The organism is Clostridium sp., from assembly GCF_026168755.1.
GTDB lineage: Bacteria > Bacillota > Clostridia > Clostridiales > Clostridiaceae > Clostridium.
Genome location: NZ_JAPFDR010000029.1, coordinates 17348 through 38226 on the forward strand (window position 1 = coordinate 17348; position 20879 = coordinate 38226).

General features: G+C 26.9%; 17 protein-coding genes and 1 pseudogene. 9 read left to right on the forward strand and 9 right to left on the reverse strand.

The window, feature by feature from the left end; translation table 11 throughout:
* Positions 1 to 174: 174 nt before the first annotated feature.
* On the forward strand, positions 175 to 3375 hold the full coding sequence (locus Q0Y03_RS10665) for a choice-of-anchor I family protein (protein WP_297713808.1): 3201 nt from the start codon (positions 175 to 177) through the stop codon (positions 3373 to 3375).
* 168 nt (positions 3376 to 3543) lie between these two features.
* Here the strand turns inward: Q0Y03_RS10665 and Q0Y03_RS10670 are convergent, their stop codons facing one another.
* Together Q0Y03_RS10670 and Q0Y03_RS10675 are read right to left on the reverse strand one after the other, a co-directional pair.
* Positions 3544 to 5223, reverse strand: coding sequence for a carbon starvation protein A (locus Q0Y03_RS10670; RefSeq protein ID WP_297713809.1), 1680 nt, complete (start codon positions 5221 to 5223; stop codon positions 3544 to 3546).
* Positions 5224 to 5493: 270 nt separating this feature from the next.
* Entirely contained in the window at positions 5494 to 5859 is a 366-nt protein-coding gene (locus Q0Y03_RS10675) for a DUF2500 domain-containing protein (protein ID WP_297713810.1), read from the reverse strand.
* Positions 5860 to 6060: 201 nt separating this feature from the next.
* Between Q0Y03_RS10675 and Q0Y03_RS10680 the strand changes: the two genes are divergently transcribed.
* Positions 6061 to 7326, forward strand: coding sequence for a DUF6688 family protein (locus tag Q0Y03_RS10680; RefSeq protein ID WP_297713811.1), 1266 nt, complete (start codon positions 6061 to 6063; stop codon positions 7324 to 7326).
* Positions 7327 to 7346: 20 nt separating this feature from the next.
* On the opposite strand, the pseudogene Q0Y03_RS10685 reads toward Q0Y03_RS10680, so the two are convergent.
* From Q0Y03_RS10685 to Q0Y03_RS10705, 5 genes and pseudogenes are all read right to left on the reverse strand, one after another.
* A pseudogene (locus Q0Y03_RS10685) lies at positions 7347 to 7751 on the reverse strand (ABC transporter ATP-binding protein); the annotation flags it as partial.
* Between the two features lie 182 nt (positions 7752 to 7933).
* Positions 7934 to 10363 carry an ABC transporter permease gene (locus tag Q0Y03_RS10690; protein WP_297713812.1) on the reverse strand — a complete coding sequence of 810 codons (2430 nt, stop codon included), beginning with the start codon at positions 10361 to 10363 and terminating at the stop codon, positions 7934 to 7936.
* On the reverse strand, positions 10360 to 11034 hold the full coding sequence (locus Q0Y03_RS10695; protein ID WP_297713813.1) for an ABC transporter ATP-binding protein: 675 nt from the start codon (positions 11032 to 11034) through the stop codon (positions 10360 to 10362). The genes Q0Y03_RS10690 and Q0Y03_RS10695 overlap by 4 nt, the downstream gene beginning before the upstream one ends.
* A 101-nt stretch (positions 11035 to 11135) precedes the next feature.
* Positions 11136 to 12419 carry a HAMP domain-containing sensor histidine kinase gene (locus tag Q0Y03_RS10700; protein ID WP_297713814.1) on the reverse strand — a complete coding sequence of 428 codons (1284 nt, stop codon included), beginning with the start codon at positions 12417 to 12419 and terminating at the stop codon, positions 11136 to 11138.
* A complete protein-coding gene (locus Q0Y03_RS10705; protein WP_297713816.1) occupies positions 12416 to 13108 on the reverse strand; it encodes a response regulator transcription factor in 693 nt (230 codons plus the stop codon). The genes Q0Y03_RS10700 and Q0Y03_RS10705 overlap by 4 nt, the downstream gene beginning before the upstream one ends.
* Before the next feature lie 201 nt (positions 13109 to 13309).
* Here Q0Y03_RS10705 and Q0Y03_RS10710 point away from each other — a divergent pair, with 201 nt between their 5' ends.
* From Q0Y03_RS10710 to Q0Y03_RS10730, 5 genes are all read left to right on the forward strand, one after another.
* Positions 13310 to 14293, forward strand: coding sequence for a LacI family DNA-binding transcriptional regulator (locus tag Q0Y03_RS10710; protein ID WP_297713817.1), 984 nt, complete (start codon positions 13310 to 13312; stop codon positions 14291 to 14293).
* A 156-nt stretch (positions 14294 to 14449) separates the two neighbouring features.
* On the forward strand, positions 14450 to 15685 hold the full coding sequence (locus Q0Y03_RS10715; RefSeq protein WP_297713818.1) for an MFS transporter: 1236 nt from the start codon (positions 14450 to 14452) through the stop codon (positions 15683 to 15685).
* A 21-nt stretch (positions 15686 to 15706) separates the two neighbouring features.
* Complete coding sequence (locus tag Q0Y03_RS10720; RefSeq protein WP_297713819.1) at positions 15707 to 17185, forward strand: glycoside hydrolase family 32 protein; 1479 nt, start codon at positions 15707 to 15709, stop codon at positions 17183 to 17185.
* Positions 17186 to 17326: 141 nt separating this feature from the next.
* The gene (locus Q0Y03_RS10725) at positions 17327 to 17575 is read left to right on the forward strand and encodes an AAA family ATPase (protein WP_297713820.1); all 249 of its coding nucleotides are present in this window, start codon (positions 17327 to 17329) and stop codon (positions 17573 to 17575) included.
* A gap of 59 nt (positions 17576 to 17634) precedes the next feature.
* On the forward strand, positions 17635 to 17904 hold the full coding sequence (locus Q0Y03_RS10730) for a hypothetical protein (protein WP_297713821.1): 270 nt from the start codon (positions 17635 to 17637) through the stop codon (positions 17902 to 17904).
* Positions 17905 to 17971: 67 nt separating this feature from the next.
* Here the strand turns inward: Q0Y03_RS10730 and Q0Y03_RS10735 are convergent, their stop codons facing one another.
* Positions 17972 to 18322: a thioredoxin domain-containing protein gene (locus tag Q0Y03_RS10735; RefSeq protein WP_297713822.1), complete on the reverse strand. Its 351-nt coding sequence runs from the start codon at positions 18320 to 18322 to the stop codon at positions 17972 to 17974.
* Positions 18323 to 18503: 181 nt separating this feature from the next.
* Between Q0Y03_RS10735 and Q0Y03_RS10740 the strand changes: the two genes are divergently transcribed.
* A complete protein-coding gene (locus Q0Y03_RS10740) occupies positions 18504 to 18713 on the forward strand; it encodes a hypothetical protein (protein WP_363318741.1) in 210 nt (69 codons plus the stop codon).
* A 103-nt stretch (positions 18714 to 18816) separates the two neighbouring features.
* Positions 18817 to 19761, forward strand: coding sequence for a 1,4-dihydroxy-2-naphthoate polyprenyltransferase (gene menA / locus Q0Y03_RS10745; protein WP_297713823.1), 945 nt, complete (start codon positions 18817 to 18819; stop codon positions 19759 to 19761).
* Between the two features lie 172 nt (positions 19762 to 19933).
* On the opposite strand, the gene Q0Y03_RS10750 is transcribed toward menA, so the two are convergent.
* Positions 19934 to 20842 (reverse strand): Rpn family recombination-promoting nuclease/putative transposase, encoded by a 909-nt coding sequence (locus Q0Y03_RS10750; protein WP_363318742.1) that lies wholly within the window; start codon positions 20840 to 20842, stop codon positions 19934 to 19936.
* Between the last annotated feature and the right edge of the window lie 37 nt (positions 20843 to 20879).

Sequence of the window (20879 nt, forward strand, 5' to 3'; positions counted from 1 at the left end):
AAAATGTGGCGTGTAATACATTAATTTATATTGCATACCATATTTTTTAAATTATTTGAGCATATCCCCTCATTTAACAATATTTAACATAGAATTAAACTAGAGTTTAAATAACATAAATATAATTAGGTTGTAAAACAGTAGTGTTTATTAAGATTAATAGGGGGAAACAGAGTGATTAAAAAGAAGATACTTCATAAAATATTAAGTGTGGCACTTACTGCTATGATTATGACATCAATGTTCCATTTCACATTAGTAAAAGCAGAAAGTAAAAGTTTTATAGAAAAGGTAGCAAGCTTTAGTACAGGTTCATCTAGTGAAGATGGTGGAGCTGCAGAAATTGTAAAATATAATAAGGATAATAATAAATTTTATGTTATTAACGGCATTAAGTCTCAAATACATATTGTTAGTTTAGATAATGCTAATGGTAATTTAAATGAGGATAACATTATTAATGTTAAATCTTTTGTTGAAAAAGATGGTTTTGTATATGGTGATATAACAAGTATTTCTATAAATAATGAAAGAAAAGAAATTGCAGTATCAGTACAAGAGCAAGATTATACTAAGGAAGGAAAGATAGTAATTGTTGATTATGATGGCAACTTAAAAGCTATCTATGAATGTGGAGTTCAACCAGATATGATTACATATACTCCTGACTCAAAATATATTTTAACTGCCAATGAAGGTGAACCAAGAGAAGGGGTTGGAGAAGGAATTATTGATCCACAGGGTTCAGTAACTATAGTTAATCTTGAAAGTGGGGAATCAAAGTTAGCTACATTTGAAAAGTTTGATGCTAAGAGAGATGAGCTTTTAGATGATAATGTAATATTAATGAAAGATGCAAAACCATCAGTTGATTTAGAGCCAGAATATATTACAGTTGATTCAAGTAGTAATAAGGCATATATTTCTTTACAAGAAGCTAACTCCATAGCAACATTAGATATTGAATCAGGAGAATTTGTTTCTGTAAAAGGATTAGGCTTTAAAGATCATTCACAAGAAGGAAATGAAATTGATGTAGTTAAAGATAAGAATATTAATATTAAAACAGAAGAAAATCTTTATGGTGTTTATATGACTGATGGTATAACTTTATATGAAGTAAATGGGAAAACCTATATTTTAACTGCAAATGAAGGTGATGCAAGAGAGTTTGGGGATTTTAATGCATTAAAAGAAATAAAAATAGATGGTAAAAAAGTAGAGGTCTTAGATAATAGTAAATTTGATGGATTAGAAGAAGATAAAAATTATGTATTAGGTGGACGTTCTTTTTCAGTTTGGGATGCTGATACTATGGAGTTAGTATATGATAGTGGTAGTAATTTTGAAAAGATAACTGCAGAAGTGTATCCAGATTATTTTAATAGTACTAATAAATCAGTAGAAATTGATAATAGAAGTGGTAAAAAGGGACCTGAACCGGAAGAAGTTAGAGTTGGAGTTGTTGGTGATAAAATTTATGCATTTGTAGGTCTTGAGAGAATTGGTGGAGTAATGTCATATGACATTACAGATCCTAATAATATATCTTTTAAAGAATATATAAATACTAGAGATTTTAGTAGTGATATGGCAGGAGATGTTGCGCCAGAGGGGATGGATTTTATATCAGCAGAAGATAGTCCAACTGGATATCCATTATTATTAGTTGCTTGCGAAGTAAGTGGAACAGTTGCTGTAATGCAGATAAATGAAGGATATGTTGAGAAGTCTAAAGAAATAACAATCTTCCATACTAATGATGTTCACTCAAGGGTTGATAATTATTCTAAGGTTAAGGCTTATATAAATAATTATGACAATAAATTATTATTTGATGCAGGAGATACATTCCATGGACAAAGTATTGCAACTTTAGAGTTTGGTAGTAGTATAGCTAAAATATTAAAGGCAATGGGATATTCAGCAATGGTTCCAGGAAATCATGACTTTAATTATGGGCAAGATAGATTAACAGAGCTTGGAGAAGAAGCAGATATAAAAGTTTTAGCTGCAAATGTCAAGAAAAATGGAGTTGCTCAATATGATGAATACACTATAGAAGAGGTAGATGGAGTAAAAATAGGTATTTTTGGACTTGCAACTCCAGAAACAGCATATAAAACAAATCCTAATAATGTAATTGGATTAGATTTTGGTACTAAAGATTCCATTATTAAAGATGCTAAAAATATGGTATCAAAATTAAATGATGAAGGAGCTAATATAATTATTGCATTAAGCCATTTAGGTATTGATAGAGATAGCAAAGTAAAATCAACTGATATAGCAGAAGCTGTGGATGGAATTGATTTAATTATTGATGGACATAGTCATTCAATATTAGAGGATTATTCAGAATTTAATAATAATAATGAAACTAAAATAGCAAGTACTGGAGAGTACTTAAAGGGATTAGGTCAAGTTACAGTATCTTTTGATGAAAATTTAGAAATAGAGAATATTGATTTAAAAACTGTAGATACAGCTACTTTAGTGGAAGAGGATGCTGAAATTTCTAGTTTGATTACTAATATAAAAGATAATCAACAGGATATTTTAAATGAAGTTGTTGGAAGTACTCCTATAAAATTAGAAGGTTCTAGAGAATTAGTTAGAAGAGGACATACTAATTTAGGAAGATTAATAACTTCAGCTATGTTAAATGAAACTGGAGCAGATATAGCCATAACTAATGGTGGTGGAATAAGAGATTCAATAGAAGCTGGAGATATTACTAAAGACTCGGTTATTAAAGTATTGCCTTTTGGTAATTATATTATAACTAAAAAGGTTAAAGGGATTGATATAGTAGCTGCTTTAGAGCATGGAATGGTAGAAGGTGCTGGTTCATTTACACATTTTGCAGGAATTACAGTTGAAACTAAAAAGGAAACAGATGATGATGGTGTAACTAGACATAAAGTTATTTCTATTAAGATAAATGGTGAGGATTTAGATTTAAATAAAGAATATATTTTAGCTACAAATGATTTTATGGCTGTAGGTGGAGATGGATATACAATGCTTAGTGATTATTCAACTTTAAATGAATATTCAGCATTAGATGAGAGTTTAATTAAATATATTGAGGAAATTGGTTCAGAAGGGATTATTGCCATTGATAAGGAAGAGAGATTAGTAGTTAAAGATATTTCAGATGAAGCAATAGAGAATGATAAAAATGATGAATTAGTTATAAATCCTAGTGAAGATAAGGGTGAAAATTCTAATAGTGATAATAATCAAAATAATAAATTACCACAAACTGGAGCAAAAAACGCAATGCCAATAGTATCTTTTGCAGTTTTTATGATTATAGGTGGAGTTATGGTTATTAAAATTAAATTTGGCTTTTCCATATTTAGCAATTAATTCTTATAACATTAATTTATTTCATTAAATCATAAAATTAAATTTAATATGAGTTAGTGTTGTGGTTCCTGTTTTACTTACTTTTAACTTAGTAGAGATAATAACTGAAAAAATAATAAAAAAGCCGAAGTATACATTGTTATGTAAGCTTCGGCTTAAATTAAATATTTAATTAGTTATAATTACATTATTTGTGGAATCTTTTTTGAATAATTTCTTAAAGCAAGAAATTGCAACCATAAATCCTAAGCATATTAGTAATATTGCAAATATTAATTGTAATCCATCAGTAAGAAATACAAATTGACCTGCAGTTATTTTTTTCATAATACCTAAAATAGCTTGTATTAATGCTGTGAATGTTACAGAAAGCATTACAATCATAGGAGCCCATAACATAAAGCCTTTTCTTTTAGTACTTTTTAAGAATACAGCAAGAGTAATTAATACTAATGCAGATAATAATTGATTAGCTGCTCCAAATAATGGCCAAACATTATTATATCCACCAAGTGAAAGAATAAGACCTATTACTAAAGTAAGAATTGTTGCAAAATATTTATTTGTCATTAACTTAGAAATTCCAGTAGCTTCTTTACAATCATCTTTAAATAATTCTTGAAGAGACATACGACCAATACGTGCAACAGAGTCTAAAGATGTTAGGGCTAATGCTGATACACACATTGTCATTATGCAACTAGCGATATGCTCAGGAATTCCTAAAAGTCCTAAGAAACCAGCAACATTACTTGAAAATATAGCAAAAGGAGTTCCTTCAGGCATCTTTCCTCCAACAGCAGCAGTACCTACTACAACAAGAGCAATTACACCAAGTAGAGTTTCAATAAGCATAGCACCATATCCGATACTTAGCATATCTTTTTCATTTTTTACTTGTTTAGATGAAGTTTCAGAGGAAACTAAACTATGGAACCCAGAAACAGCACCACAAGCAATTGTTATAAATAATGTTGGAAATAAGAAGTTTCCATTTACTTCAAAACCTACAAAGGCAGGTAGGTTCATTTCAGGTTTAGCTACTACAACACCTAAAACAGCACCTATAATCATTGCAAGTAATAAGAATGTACTTAAGTAATCTCTTGGTTGCATTAATAACCACATTGGAGTAATTGATGCTAAGAAAAGATAAGCAAAAGTTACTATTAACCAAGTTGTTTTATCAAAATATAGAGGAAATGCTATTCCTACAGCTAACATAGCTACTAAAAGAACAACTCCAATTATAAATTGTAATACTTGACTTGGATTTTTATATTTAATAAAAACTCCAAAAATCATTGCAACTATTATAAATAGCATTGAAATTGATGCAGCTGATGCATTTGGTGTAAGTAAAGAGCCATCTTGTGCTATTCCATTAAATGTATTAGCAACTATGTCAGAAAAGGCTGCAATTACTAATAAAGTAAATATCCAAGCAAATAAAAAGAAAAATTTTCTACCTGCTTTTCCGATATATTGTTCAATTAAGCCACCAATTGATTTACCTTCATTTTTAACAGATGCATATAAAGCAGCAAAGTCATGTACTGCTCCAAAGAATATTCCCCCAATTAGTAACCATAATAAAACAGGCAACCATCCAAACATTGCTGCAATAATTGGTCCTGTTACAGGTCCTGCCCCTGCAATTGATGAAAATTGATGGGAGAATACTACAGATTTTGGTGTAGGAATAAAATCTTCTCCATCCTCTTTTGTATAAGCTGGTGTTTTGGCATTTGGATCAATGCCCCAAGTTTTAGCAAGATATCTTCCATAAGTAACATAAGCAATAGCTAAAACTAATATGGCAAGTCCTACTATAGTTAATCCATTCATTATAAAAGCCCCCTTTAAAAAAATAGTATAATTTACAAATAATTCATAAATTCTAATATAATAGTAATTATAGTGATGGTGTGATAAAACGTCAACAAATTTAAAGAAAAAATAGTAATTTAATAAAAAAAGTTAAAATATTATTTGAAAAGTTAATGAGGAAACGTTTAACTAAAAAGTTTGATATTTTTATATTTATAAGAAGTAAAAATATTAGATAATAATATGAAATGTCAAAAGAGCAGAATTTGATTTTCTGCTCTTTTAGTATTAAAACTCTCTTTTAAAGTCTATAAATCTTGTTCCTTGAAATGATAAAGTTCCTTTATCACCTTCAGCTAATAATCCGTATTGAGTACCATCTACATGAAATTCTTGTCTTTGACCATTAGTATATTCAAATGTTACATAATATGTTGTAGAGGTTGTTGATATGTAATTTCCATTGCCATGACGATGTGATACTGAAGCCCTTTTAGATATAATTGTTGCAGTTACAGGAATTATTGGCTGTTTGTTATTATAACTCCATTCTTTAATGTTTTTAATAAGAGTAAATATAACAATACCAAATATAAGTAAAAAAAAGATAGGAAATAAAAATTGCATAATATTAAAAAATGGATCAATAAACATTATTTTTCCCCCATATATAAATAGTTTTATAACAATATAATAAGATAAATATAAAGTTTATACAATAAAATACAATTACTTTCTTCTTTTTTTATGAAGTATTTTCATTTAACCAGCTGTTAATAAAAGGGGATAAAGTATTTTATAAAACGGAAAGTATTGTATAATGAATATAGAGTAATTAAATTAGGGGGTATAAGAGTGATTAAAAGATATATAGAGCTTTTTAAAAGTAAACCTGTAGTAACTGCATTTAGTAGTAGCTTGGTTATTGGATATGGTATTTGTTTACTATACATTATTTTAATAGGAAACAATATGAGGTTAAATGAAATTCCTCAAACTATAATTTCCATGTTGATATTTGGAATTTTAATAGGTGGATTTTCAGTATTTCCAGTATTATTATCAATACTTAATTTAATATATTTATTTAACTTGAAAAAAGATGAAGAAATTAAAAGGGAAGAAATTAAAGTAGAAGCTACTACTATGATAATAGGAAGTTGTTTTATGTTTATATATTTAGCTAGTGGCTTACCAAATATAACATATAAAGATTGGAATGAAAGTATATTTTACTTTCAAATTCATACACCTATTGCAACAGAAATGATGTTAACTATAGCCATCTTTATATTAGTTGCTATATTAGGTTACTTAGTATTAAGATTTTCAAAAATGAATAAGTTACCACCTTTAGTTTTAGTATTATCAATGTCAGCTTTATATATTGGAATAATTGTAGATGTACTTTGGATATGCCAAATATTTAAGATTAATACTTTAAATTTAATACTTGTATTATTTCCATTGAACGTTATAGTAATATTTATTAAAGTTATAAAAGACATAGTTATTAAATGGAATTTAGAATACAAGGATAAAGAAAGAGTTTTAAAGAATAATAAATTAATTAATTTATGTAATAAAATATTAAATAATGCACTAAACTGGCCATGGTTGGCGCTTATTTTTATGGTTCCATTGCTTGGAATATTAATAGGAATACTAGCACTATTTGGCCAAGCACCAGATAGCGTAATAAAGGCATTTACTGAAACGGCAGAGTGGAATTTGTCTACAAAGATACCAGCTCAAAGTCTTGAATATGATGGACATTATTTGTGCACTGTGGCAGCAGGAGGGCATAAAGAAATTGTAAAACCAATAAGGCTTGGAAGAAGAGGTGGAAAGTATATTGTAGTAAACAGGCAGTTATGTATTGCCAATGCTTTTGAGCAGATAATTGAAGAGAGAACTCCAAAGTTTCATTATTTAGTAAGAAGTTTTTATGATAAGTATGGATATCCAGTTGCAAAACATATAAATTCTAAGTATACAGCTGATTTTGTATATTTTTTAATGAAACCTCTTGAATGGATTTTTTTAATAGTAATTTATTTATTTGATGCTAATCCTGAAAATCGTATAGCAATACAATATTTACCTAAAATAAAAAATTAAATTAAAGAAAAGGGAGCTTAAAATGGAGTTTTAATTCTACGCTTTTCTAATCTTTCTTGGAATTTAACTCTAGCTCTTAAAGTTTTACCTCTAAACTTTTCAGCATTTTCTGTTGCAAGTTCTCTTAATCTATCTATTAATATTTCATTTCTTTCAATTTCTTCAGTATCAGCAACAGCTAATTCTTGTAATTCGATTTTAGTTTGAAGTAATGAGAAATTATACTCAACATATCCACCATCAAACTCTTGAATTTCCATGTTTTCAAGATGAAGAATCTTATTAAAGCAATGATTTAATAAATATCTGTTATGAGTAATAACTAAAAGTGTTCCCTTATGAGCATTAATTAAATTTTTAAGAGCATTAAGATTTTTAAAATCTAAAAATACATCTGGTTCATCCATAATAAGTAAGTCTGGATTAGTTAACTACCAACTTTTCTCATATTAGTACCTCACTTTATCATAAAAAAAGAGCCTATAAAAATAAGCTCTTTAATATTATTTTATTACTTGAAGTTTTACACTTAGTTTTAATAAGTTCAATTTATTTATACATTTATATTAATGAAGTTTTGGATAAAAATAGAAAAATGAATTTTTATTTATCCTTGATAACGAATTCTTTCAACTAATGTTTCCTTTTTAAAATTATGACTTAATGTAAATGATAATATAATTTGAAGAATTAAGATTATTGCAATCATAACTAAAATTGGGGTAATAGGAATGTGATAAACGTTCATTCCAAATATTCCCTTTCTTTTAGCAAATGAAAATAGCATATAACCAAGAGGTAATCCAACTATAAGTGAAACGAAAATACTTCCAATTGTAAAAATTAATCCTTGAATTTGCAAACTTAAATTTAATTGCTTATTTGTCATTCCAACTGCTTGTAATACTCCATATTCCTGCTTTTTAGTTATTATATTAATAATAATTGTATTTGCAAGATTCATAAATCCAATTAAGCCTAAGATTCCAACAAATAAATAAGATCCAAGTTTCATCATAGTACTTGTAAATTCGGTCATTGCTAATTCATCATGATAAGTTTTAAGTTTAATATAAGAAGTATTTTCAATTAAATCTCTAAGTTGATTTTCAACAACTGAAACATCATTTTTATCACAATCAACCCAAAGGTAGCCAAATGAAGAACCAGAAGGGTGTAAGCTATTATATACTTCTTCAGGCATAACAAGGTAAGTATCAGAACTTACAAAAGCTCCTAGAATATTACCCTGATAGTTTAAAATTTCAGTTCCATTATCTATTTGTAAAGAAATTAAATCATTTAAGGAATAGCCATCTGGTTCCATCCACATAGACCATCCAAAGAAGATATCTTTATTTTTTACAGCTTCATCATAGTCCATTAAACCAAGATCGTCTTCAAAGCGCATATTTTCAAAATCATTTTTATTTACAATAGAAATTACTTGTTTTACATCATCAATATTTACAACAGCAATTTCCCTAGTAATAACATCCTTAACTTCTGGAATTGCTTTAATTTTAGCTATTAATGATTCATTTAATGGATTATTTTTTAATATAGAATCTAAGTTATTTTCAGGATAAGCTTCATCCCATTCAAGGGAATAATCAAGCTTTAATTCAAACTGACCATGATTTAATCCTTTTCTTGCTTCATATTCTGTATCAATATTTCCAACAAAATTTGAAATTATTACAAATAATACACAAGATAATCCCATTGTAAGAATAGTTGTAAGAGTTCTTTTTTTATTACCTAAAATATTTGCCATTGCCATTGAAAAAACAGTGATATTTTTTTTGCCTTTTCTAATCCCACAATTTTTAATAGTTGAATTTTCAAGATATCTTGTTGCTTCAATTGGAGAGATACGTGCAACTATTTTCATTGGCTTGCGAAGTGCAAGTATTACTGTAAGTAATGAAATAATAATAGTAATTAACATTAATGGTATTGAAAATAAAGGAACTTGTATATTTTTAACACTAGTTTCAAGTAAATTGCCTTGTTCTATTAACCATGAAAAACTTAACTTTGCAATAAAAAATCCAATAATTAATCCAAGGGGAATTGCAATTACTGATAAAATTAATCCTTCTTTTAAAATAAGATACTTCATTTGTTTTTTTGTAGCACCTAATGCTTTTATTTTTCCATATTCCTGTATTTTTTGAGCAATACCAACTTGGAAGATATTATAAATTACAATTACAGCAAGTAATATGATTATTAAAGATGTAAATCCACAAAATAAAATCATTTCATAGCTTGGGTCTAGCATCCAAGATAAGTAATAACTATTTATAATTAAATTATTACTATTTATTCCACAAGATTTAGCGATACTTGTAAGAACATCATCTATATTATTCATTGAAACTTTTACTGAATCATTTAATGTAAAATAAACATTATATTGTTTATAATCATTTGAAATTTCATTTTCATAAAATGCTGGAGAACAAAAAACAACATAAGATGAAGAAATTTGATAGTTTTCTCTATTATATAAAATACCACTTATTACAAATGACCTTTCTGTATATTCCTCTGACATTCCAGAACGATAATATAACTTTATTTCATCACCAACTTGTACATCATTATATCCTTGAGATTCAAAAAAAGCTTTACTTCCGGCAATTTCATTTTCCTTTTCAGGATAAGCTCCAGCTTCAAGTAAATATTCTTTATTATATGGAAGCATTTTACGAACTGATGAATCTGTACTTACAAAACTACCTTTTTCATTTCCTTTTAATATTCCAGCAGCAGACATAATTCCTATATCATCAATTTCAGCTCTTCTATAAATTTCTTGTAATTGTTGATTATTTACAGATAAAAACAACCCATAATTACTTCCATAATGATTACTTGCATTTTTCTTTTGAAGTCTAACAAAGCCATTTGCAAAGGTGCTAATAATAGTAAGTAGGGAAGTAGTTAATAAAATTGCAATTATTATAAGAATACTTCTAGTTTTATTTTTTTTATTATTGCTTAATGCAATTTTTGTAGTTGCATTCAACGAAAATCTACCACCTTTCCATCTTCAATTATTAAAATACGATCTGCTACTTGTGCAATTTCATCATCATGAGTAATCATTACAATTGTTTGCCCATATTTTTTTGCAGTCATTTTTAATAATGCAATTACTTCATCACTTGTTTTAGAATCAAGATTTCCTGTTGGTTCATCTGCAAAAAGGATATCTGGCCTTGTAACTAAGGCTCTTGCAATTGCAACTCTTTGCTGTTGTCCTCCTGAAAGTGTATTAGGTAAGTTATGAATTTTATTTTCAATTCCTAATGTTTTAATAATATCATTTACAAATGATTCATCTACCTTTTTACCATCTAAGCCTAATGGCAATACGATATTTTCCCAAACATTAAGGGCAGAAACTAAGTTAAATGCTTGAAAAATAAATCCAATTTTTCTTCTTCTAAAAATAGCAAGCTGATCTTCCTTCATTTTATAAACATCTTTTCCAGAAATGATAACATTGCCTTTTGTTGGCATATCAAGGCCACCAAGCATATGAAGTAAAGTACTTTTTCCAGAACCAGATTTACCTACGATTGTTACAAATTCACCTTGATTAATTTTTATATTAACATTGTTTACAGCTTTTACTTGATTTTCTTTTGTCCCGTAAAACTTACAAAGCTGATTTGTTTCTAAAATTATACTCATTAAAATAACCTCCATTTAGTCTTTTCTATTTTATCTTAACAATGTAATCTTTCAATTTGATTTCAAAAAATGAGTAGAAGTCTTACAGTTTTGTAAGACTTCTACTCACTTTCTGGCAATTGAATTACAAAGGTACTGCCACAGTTATTATTTTTATTATTTCCTAAATTAGATGATACAGTAATTGTACCATTATGATTTTCAATAATTTTTCGTGTAAGGAATAATCCAATTCCAGATCCATTTTCATTGCTTACAGCATTCATCTTTCCCCTAAAGAAACGCTGAAATATTTTATGATATTCTTCTTTTGGTATTCCAATGCCATTATCTTTAATTTCTATACGGATAAAGCCATTTCTTTTTTGAAGATAAACAAATATTTCAGAATTATCAGGGCTATATTTTATTGCATTATCTAAAACATTTATTATTGCTTCACTTAACCATTTCTTATCCTGCATAATTTTATAATATTCTAATGAATCATCACAATTAAAAATTAATTCAATATTTTTTTCTAATGTTTTTGGATAAACACGGTTAATTGCAGTTATGATTGTATCCAAGATTGGAAGCTTATTTTTTTCAATTTGAATTAAGCTAACTTCCATTTTAGAAATTTGAAGTAATGATTGTAATAATGTTTCTAAACCATCTAATGCATTTCTGCATCTTGTAGAAAATTCCATTTGTTCTTCTTTACTTAAATTTTCATGAAGTAAAATACTAAAACATGTATCTAATGCTGCTACAGGTGTTTTTAACTGATGTGAAATATCAGAAACTAATTCCTTTGTTCCTTCTCTTTCTAATCTTGCTTCTTCTTTTAATAAGTTTAAGTGATTTCCAATAGCATCAAGCTGATATTTTATTTTTTCTAATTCATTTGATTCATCATTATTTAATAAAATTGATAAGTTATTTTCTCTAAAATTGATAAGTGTTTGTTCAATTTCTAATAATATATTATTTTCTTTTTGAAAAACTGATTTTTGCCATAAAGCAAGAAGAAAAGTTGAAATTCCTAATAGTAAAAAAGAAATTAATGCTGTTATAATACAATTTTGTTGAAATTGTTTATATAGTGCATTTTGATTATTTTTTAAGTAACCATATTGTTGTAAAATTTCTTTCCCATTTTTAATAGATTCAAGATTATGGCCTTTTAAAATTTCAACAGCTTTATTAATTGAATTTTTTGATTCATAGTCATTTGATATATTATTTTCAGTAGTAGCTGATAACATTTGAGCTATAATATCAATATTGCTATTATAATTTTTATAGTAGAAGCAAGTAGTTAAAATATTTATAAATAACCATGTTAAAAGAGAAATAATAATTAAATTTATAATAGATTTAAATTTTCTTTTTTTCATCATATATTTTCAACTTCCTGATTCCATATATAGCCCAAGCCTCTAATGTTTTTTAAATAAATCGGCTTTGCAGGATCATCTTCTATTTTTTCACGCAATCTTCTAATGTTAACAGCAACAGTATTATCATTTACAAATTCCCCATTTACATCAAATATATTTTCTAATATTTGATTTTTTGAAAGAACTTGCTTTGGATGCTTTAAAAATAAAATTAATAGTTTCCATTCAGTTTTTGTAAGTAAAATTTCTTCACCATTTAATGAAGCTTTCATTTCATCAAGATGAATATGTATATTTCTAGAAATTATTTTATTTTGCTTTTTATTAATCATTTTACGCTTTAAATAAGCATCAATTTTTAACATTAGCACAGATAAGCTAAATGGTTTAGTAATATAATCATCTGCACCAGCTTCATAACCCATTACTTGGTCTATTTCTTGATCTAATGCAGTTAAGCAAATAACGTATGTTTGAAATTCCTGCCTTAGCCACATAATGAAATCTAGTCCATTTCCATCAGGAAGGTTAATGTCACAAACAGCAAGGTCTATAGGATGTTTTTTTATTAATTGTTTTGCTTCAAAAATAGTTTCACAGGAAAATACGGTATTTCCTGATTTTTTTAAGGAAAATGTAATTCCTCTGTTTACACTTTCATCATCTTCAAGTACTAATATATTTGCCATAATATCTCCTAAAAGTTTAAAATATATTTTTTATTTGGAAATTTAAGAATATCTATATTTTAGCATAAGAAAAATTGTAAGGATATAATAAATATTTTTTATGATTTTATCTATATCAATAGAAATGAGTGATGAAGATGTAGAAAAAGACTTATATATGATATAATTTATTTAATGTTAATAATTAAGAAGGGAAATCGTATGAAAGTAAAAATACAAGATGTAGCTAAAAAAGCAGGAGTTTCAGCAACTACTGTATCAAGGGTTCTTAATAACAGAGGATATATAAGTGATGAAACAAGAGAAAAAGTTAATAAAGCAATGAAGGAACTTAATTATTTTCCAAATGATGTTGCACGTTCATTATTTAATAAAAGAACAAATTTAATAGGATTAATTATACCTACTGTAAGTAATCCTTTTTTTGGAGAACTTACTTTTTATATAGAGACTATTTGCAATTCTATTGGATATAAAATATTGATTTGTAATAGTCTTAATAATATTGAAAATGAAAAAAAATATTTAGAAATGCTTATGAGAAACCAAGTTGATGGAATTATAGTTGGAACACATAATCAGGGAATAGTAGATTATAAAAATGATAATTTAGCAGCAGTATCTATTGATACATATTTGTCAGAAAATATACCAATTATAGGATCTGATAATTATAATGGAGGGAAAATAGCAACAGAATTATTATTAGCTAAAGGATGTAAAAATATAATTAATATAGATGGAGACTGTAATTTAAAAACACAAGCAAGGTTGAGAAAAGTTGCATATGAAGATGTAATGAAAGCAAATAATAAATCGCCTATAACTTATGAAATTATAGGTGCATTGGATGGGAAAAATCAAATGCAGATTGTAAACCAAATTTTAAATGAAAATCCAGAAGTAGATGGAGTTTTTGCAACAAATGATTTATTTGCAGCAGCTTTTATAAATGAAGCTAGAAAGCGTGGAAAAAGAATACCAGAAGATATAAAAGTAATAGGATATGATGGAACTGAAACTAGTAGAAGTTTATTACCAGATTTAACAACTATAAAACAACCAATAGAGATGATAGCAAGAAAAGCTATTGATGTATTGATGAAAGAGATTGAAGGAGATTTTTCTTACAAAAAGTCTCACGTAGCAATTCCAGTAACACTTTTAGAAGGTAAAACCACATAAAATTATTGATAGATAACATACTAAAATATTATATAGATTTTAGTATGTTACTTTTTTTACATAAATTTGAATGAAACCGATTGACATATGAAACCGGTTGACATATAATTTATTTATCAAATAAAAATATTTACAAGATAAAGGGGGATTTTAAAAATGTCAAAATCAAAGGCAGTATATTTAAAATTGAGTGCTTATTTCTTTTTCTTCTTTATAACTTGGTCAGCAAGTTATTCATTATTTTCTATTTGGCTAGGACAAGAAATAAATTTGAGTGGTGCGGATACTGGTGTTGTATTTTCTGTAAACGCTATCTTTGCTTTATGTATGCAACCCATATATGGTTATATTTCTGATAAGATAGGATTAAAAAAGAGTATATTAACTTTTATAAGTATATTGTTAATTTTTGTAGGACCATTTTATATATATGTTTATGGACCCTTATTAAAATATAATACAATCTTAGGGGCAGTAGTTGGTGGAATTTATTTAGGAACAGCGTTTCTTGCAGGAGTTGGAGCAATTGAATCTTATGTAGAAAAAATAGGTCGTAAGTATAATTTTGAATATGGACGTTCTAGAATGTGGGGATCATTAGGATGGGCAGCTGCTACATTTTTTGCTGGACAGTTATTTAATATAAACCCTAATATTAATTTTTGGATTGCATCTATTTCAGCTATAATATTATTTTTTATAATTTTATCTATATCAATAGAAATGAGTGATGAAGATGTAGAAAAAGCTCAATCTGTTAATATAAAAGACGTGTGTTTGCTTTTTAAACTAAAAGAGTTTTGGTTCTTTATACTTTATGTAATCGGTGTAACTTGCTTCTATAATGTTTATGATCAACAGTTTCCATTATATTATTCATCTATGTTTAGTACAAAAGAACTAGGTAATCAGATATTCGGTTACTTAAATTCATTTCAAGTATTTTTAGAGGCAGCAATGATGTTTATAGCACCATTTATAGTAAATAAAATTAGTGCTAAAAAAGGATTAATTCTTGCAGGATTATTAATGAGTTTTAGAATTATAGGTTCAGGATTAGCAACAGAACCCATATTAATATCATGTATGAAATTACTACATGCAGTTGAATTACCAATAATGCTAATTGCAGTATTTAAGTATTTAGCCGCTAATTTTGATACTCGTTTATCTTCAATATTATATTTAGTTGGCTATCAGTTTGCTTCTCAAGTAGGCGCAACAGTATTATCACCAATAATAGGTAGATTTTATGATACTGTAGGTTTTAGTAGTACTTATATTATAATGGGATGTATAGTTTTAGTATTTACATTAATATCAATGGTTACTTTAGCTAGTTCCAAAAAAGAAAATCTAGCTACAACAAAAATAATAAATGAAAATAGTTAATAAAGTGGAGGGAAAATAATTATGTTAGATAAAAGAATTGAAAAAGCAGAAGAAGTTTTAAAAAATGCAAAGGAAAATGTAAAGGGTAGATATAGGCTTGGTTATCATATTATGGCACCAGCTAACTGGATTAATGATCCTAATGGACTTATTCAATATAAAGGAGAATATCATGCCTTTTATCAACATCATCCTTATGATGAGAACTGGGGACCTATGCATTGGGGGCATGTTAAAAGTAAGGATTTAGTGAATTGGGAGTATTGTCCTGTAGCTTTAGCCCCAGGAGATGAATTTGATAAGGGTGGATGTTTTTCAGGAAGTGCAGTAGATGATAATGGAAATTTTGTTTTGATTTATACAGGACATAATTATATAGATAAAGAGAAAGATGTATTTTATGAAAATCAAAATATTGCAATAAGTAAAGATGGTGGAGTTACTTTTGAAAAATATGAAAATAATCCTGTTATAGCTAAACCACCTGTAGATAGTATACATCATTTTAGAGACCCTAAGGTTTGGAAACATGAGGACAAGTGGTACATGGTTGTAGGAAATTCTACAAAAGATAATATAGGAAGAGTAATATTATATGTTTCATCAGATTTATATAACTGGGATTATGTTGGAACACTTGCAACAAGCAAAGGTGAGCTAGGATATATGTGGGAGTGTCCTGATTTCTTTAAACTAGGGAATAAATATGTATTGAGTTTTTCACCACAAGGAATTGAAAAGAAAGAAGGTAAATATCCAAATCTATTCCAAACAGGATATATAGTAGGGGATTATGATTACTCTAAAAATGAATTTGTACATGGAGAATTCCATGAATTTGATAATGGACATGATTTTTATGCAGTTCAAACATTTTTAGATGATAAGGGACGTAGAATTGCAATAGGCTGGATGGATATGTGGGAATCTGATATGCCTACTAAACAAGATGGATGGTGTGGAGCATTAACAATTCCACGTGAATTAACATTAAACTCTGATAATAAAATAATGATGAATCCTGTTGAAGAATTAAAGGATTTAAGAGAAGAATCTATCTTAGAAGAAAAAGATATAAATGTATATGAAAATAAAAGCTATCAATTAAAAACAAACGAAAGAATGATGGAAATTAACATTGCATTTGATTTATCTAAATTTGAGTCAGATAAAATTGGGGTTAAGATAAAAGGAATTGATGAAGAAGAGTTAAGTTTAAATTATAATAGAAATATTTCAGAATTAATTCTTGACTGCTCTAAATGTGGTAAGAATAAGGATAGTGTAAGAAAGGCTATTTTAAACAATGAAGGCAAGCTTTCATTAATAATATTTATAGATAGATCATCAGTTGAAGTATTTGTTAATAATGGAGAGGCTACGATTACAAGTAGAATTTATCCTAAAAATAAATTTGATGAACTTGAAATTTGCTCAGATGGTAATGGTGCAAAAGTTAAATCAATAGAAGTATGGAAATTAAGAGATGTATGGAAATAATTTTTAAACTAAATTAATAGGGGAAGGTTAAGGGAATAAAAACTATAACATAAGTCAATGATTCAAAAGAGTCATTGACTTATGTTATAATTATTTATAGTTATTAATGAGAAGATACTAATTAGGAAGGGAGATGAAAAGGTGACTATATATTTAAATACAACTAATCCTTTAGAAAATTATAGAGAACTTCTAAATGAAGAGTATTTTGTTGATAAATCATCTATAATAGAAATACTAAATAAAAGACTATTCACAAAAAGTAAATATATATGTTTAACTAGGCCTAGAAGATTTGGAAAATCATCAGTTGCTCATATGTTAGGCACTTATTATAGTAAAGCTGTGGATTCTAAATGTATTTTTGATAAGCTTAATATTAATTCATAATAGATGAATGGGATTATATTTTTAATAATAATCTTTTTGAAGAAAATCAGAATAATTTTTTGGAATTTTTAAGAAATCTTTTAAAAGATCAACCTTATGTTGCATTATGTTATATGACAGGAGTTTTACCTACTAGACGAAAGAATGATATTCCTTTTATTGTTGAGTTAAAAAAGGATGTACTACCTGAAGTAGCTATAAATCAAATTATAGAAAAAGAGTATGTTGAAAAGTTTAAAAGAGAAAATGAGGGTAAAAAAGTATTAGCAGTAGCAATATGTTATGATTCGAAGAGTAAGAGTCATAGTTGTAAGATAGAAGATATATAATAAAATAGAGCTTCATAGATTTGAAGCTCTTAAATTTTTACATAAATATAATTTATTCAGTTTTAAACTATTTTATCATTTCTAAAATCTCATCTTCAGGAGTTGAAGAGTCACAACGAACTTCAATTTCTCCATTTTTACCAACAATAAAACCTGGAACAGTCACAATATTATATTTTTCTCTGAAAGAGCTAAGTTCATTATCAGAAAAATTATTGCTATCCACATAATAAATAGTTGTATTAATTTCGCTAACTAATCCACTAAGCTTTTTAGCAAATTTACGACAGTATGGACAAGTTTCTCTACCGATATAGATAACAGCTAAATCTTCATTAGATAATAATTTGTCTGCTTCCTCAGAAACAATTTTTGTAAATAAACTTACATCTTCTTTATAGTTATATTCTTCAATCATTTTATTTCCTCCTATTATGTTTTTTAGAATAGTATATCAAATCTATATAATTTCATCAAATTAAACAATTGATTTTAAAACAAACTATATACATTGAAGTTTATAGATGAAGATTATATAATTGTTAATAAAAGAGATAGATTAAAGTTTAAAATTAATAGAGGATATATGGAGGTATAACATGATTACGTGTAAAAATTTATATGATAATAAAAATGTTGAAGTTATCGCTTCTAAGGGTGGAGTTAAGGTTATTGAATATAAAAAAGATTTAAGTGTTGATGCTGCAAGTGCAATTAATGCATATTTTGCTTCAGAAATGAATGTTAGAAAGAGACAGGTTCTAGTATATCGTGGAACAGGAAAAATTCTTATGGCACCTATAGCTTAATAGATATAGTACAAAGAATTAGTATTTTAAAGGTTATTTGGAGGGCTATTTAAGGTTAGTTCTCCTTTTGGGATATATAATATAACTAAGGAGAAGATTTTTAATGGGGATAACAAGTTTTTTAAAATTAGTAGAAATTCAAACAAAAGTAGCTAGTGTCATTCCTTATATGGTAGGAACAGCCTTTGTTTTATACAAATTTGATAATTTTAATATAAAAAATGCTATATTACTATTTTTATCAATGATAATTTTTGATATGACTGTAACAGCAATAAATAATTATGTTGATTATATTAAAGCTATAAAAAAAGAGGGATTTGGATATGAAGAACATAATGCTATAACAAAATATGGGCTTAAACCTAAAACTGTTTTAGGAATTATTATAGTTATGTTAATATTATCATCAACATTAGGAATACTATTATTTTTAAATACAAATATAATAATTTTACTAGTAGGATTAGTATGTTTTACAATAGGAATTTTTTATTCTTTTGGGCCTATTCCAATTTCAAGAACTCCATTTGGTGAGATTTTCTCAGGAGTAACAATGGGATTTTTTATAACTTTTTTAGCAGTATATATACATATATTTGATAAAGAAATATTAAATATATCTATATTAGAAGGTAATTTAAAATTAATGATTAACTTAAAGGTTATTATATCTATATTTGTAATAAGTATTCCACTAATTGTTGGAATATCAAATATAATGTTGGCTAATAATATTTGTGATATTGAAGATGATTTTATAAATAGGAGATTTACTTTACCAATATATATAGGAAAAGAAAATGCTTTAACTATTTTTAAATGCTTATATTATATAGGATTTATTGGTATAATTATAGGAGTTATTTTAAAAGTTTTACCTATATTATCATTATTAACATTATTAGTATTTATTCCAATTGATAAAAATATTAAATCATTTTATATAGTGCAATCAAAGAAGGATACTTTTGTATTAGCAGTTAAAAATTTTATTTTGTTAAATGTAGCATATATTTTTACAATTGTTTTAGGAATACTGTTTTAAGTTATGGACAGTCCCTTGGTATAAGATAAGGGGCTGTTTAAATTTTTTATTATAAGGGTATAAAATTGAAAGGGGAATTATGAAATAATTATCATATTAAAATAAAATTTAAATTAAATTAATAGGGAGAGTAGATAGATTTGTGTAAAAACAAATCTATCTACTCTTTACTCTATTTTAATCTTAATTTTTCAACATCAGTAATGGTTAATCCAGTTTTTAATGCAATAGTTTCATTATCAAGAATATCTAATAAATTTCTAGCTATAGCTAATTTTTCTTCTTCTCTACCTTCTTTTCTACCTTCTTCTCTACCTTTTCTTTCTACTGCATTTAACTCACTTATTTTATCTCTTAAAGAATTAGCTCTCATATCATATAACTGTCTTTGAGTACTGTCATTACTCATTCTTATAAGCTCATCTTTTGCTTGACGTATTTCATCTATACTTAACTCTAATCCTCTAACTTTTTCACTTTCAGGATCCTTTAAAAATTCTGTCCAAGCAACTAGCATGTCTTTTTCATCATTAGAATCTTCAAGCTTTGGTATTTCAATAAAGTGAACTTCCATAACATCAGTTAATTCTTCATTAGTTTCAATTTCTTTAAATCTATATCCAGTATGAAAATTATCTGTTTTAAGATACTTAAAATTTAAAATGTTAATACAAACTGTTCTTACTAACTTTGAATAATCTTCCTTTTCATTTAACTGTTCTTCATACATTTTGCTTAAATAGTATAAACTTCTTTTTATCATATTATTTTCATTTTTAAGCTGTATTTCTATATTTATTATTTCATCATTACTTGTTGTTGCTTTTACATCTAATCTTGAATATTTATCTTCTAGATATTGTTTTTCTATATCTGTTTTCTTTATATCAACATTTACTATTTTTCTTTTAGGTTTTAAAGTTGCATTTAAAAATGATATTAATATTTCAGGATGATTTGGAGAGCCAAAAATATTCTTGACGACTAGGTCGAGATGATTACTCATCTTTTCCCGTCTAAGAACCGTACGTGAGTCTTTCAACTCATACGGCTCAAGCCTTTGTAAACGCTCATTTTTCATATTCACGCCAACCTCTCTTTATAATTTTGGATTTTCA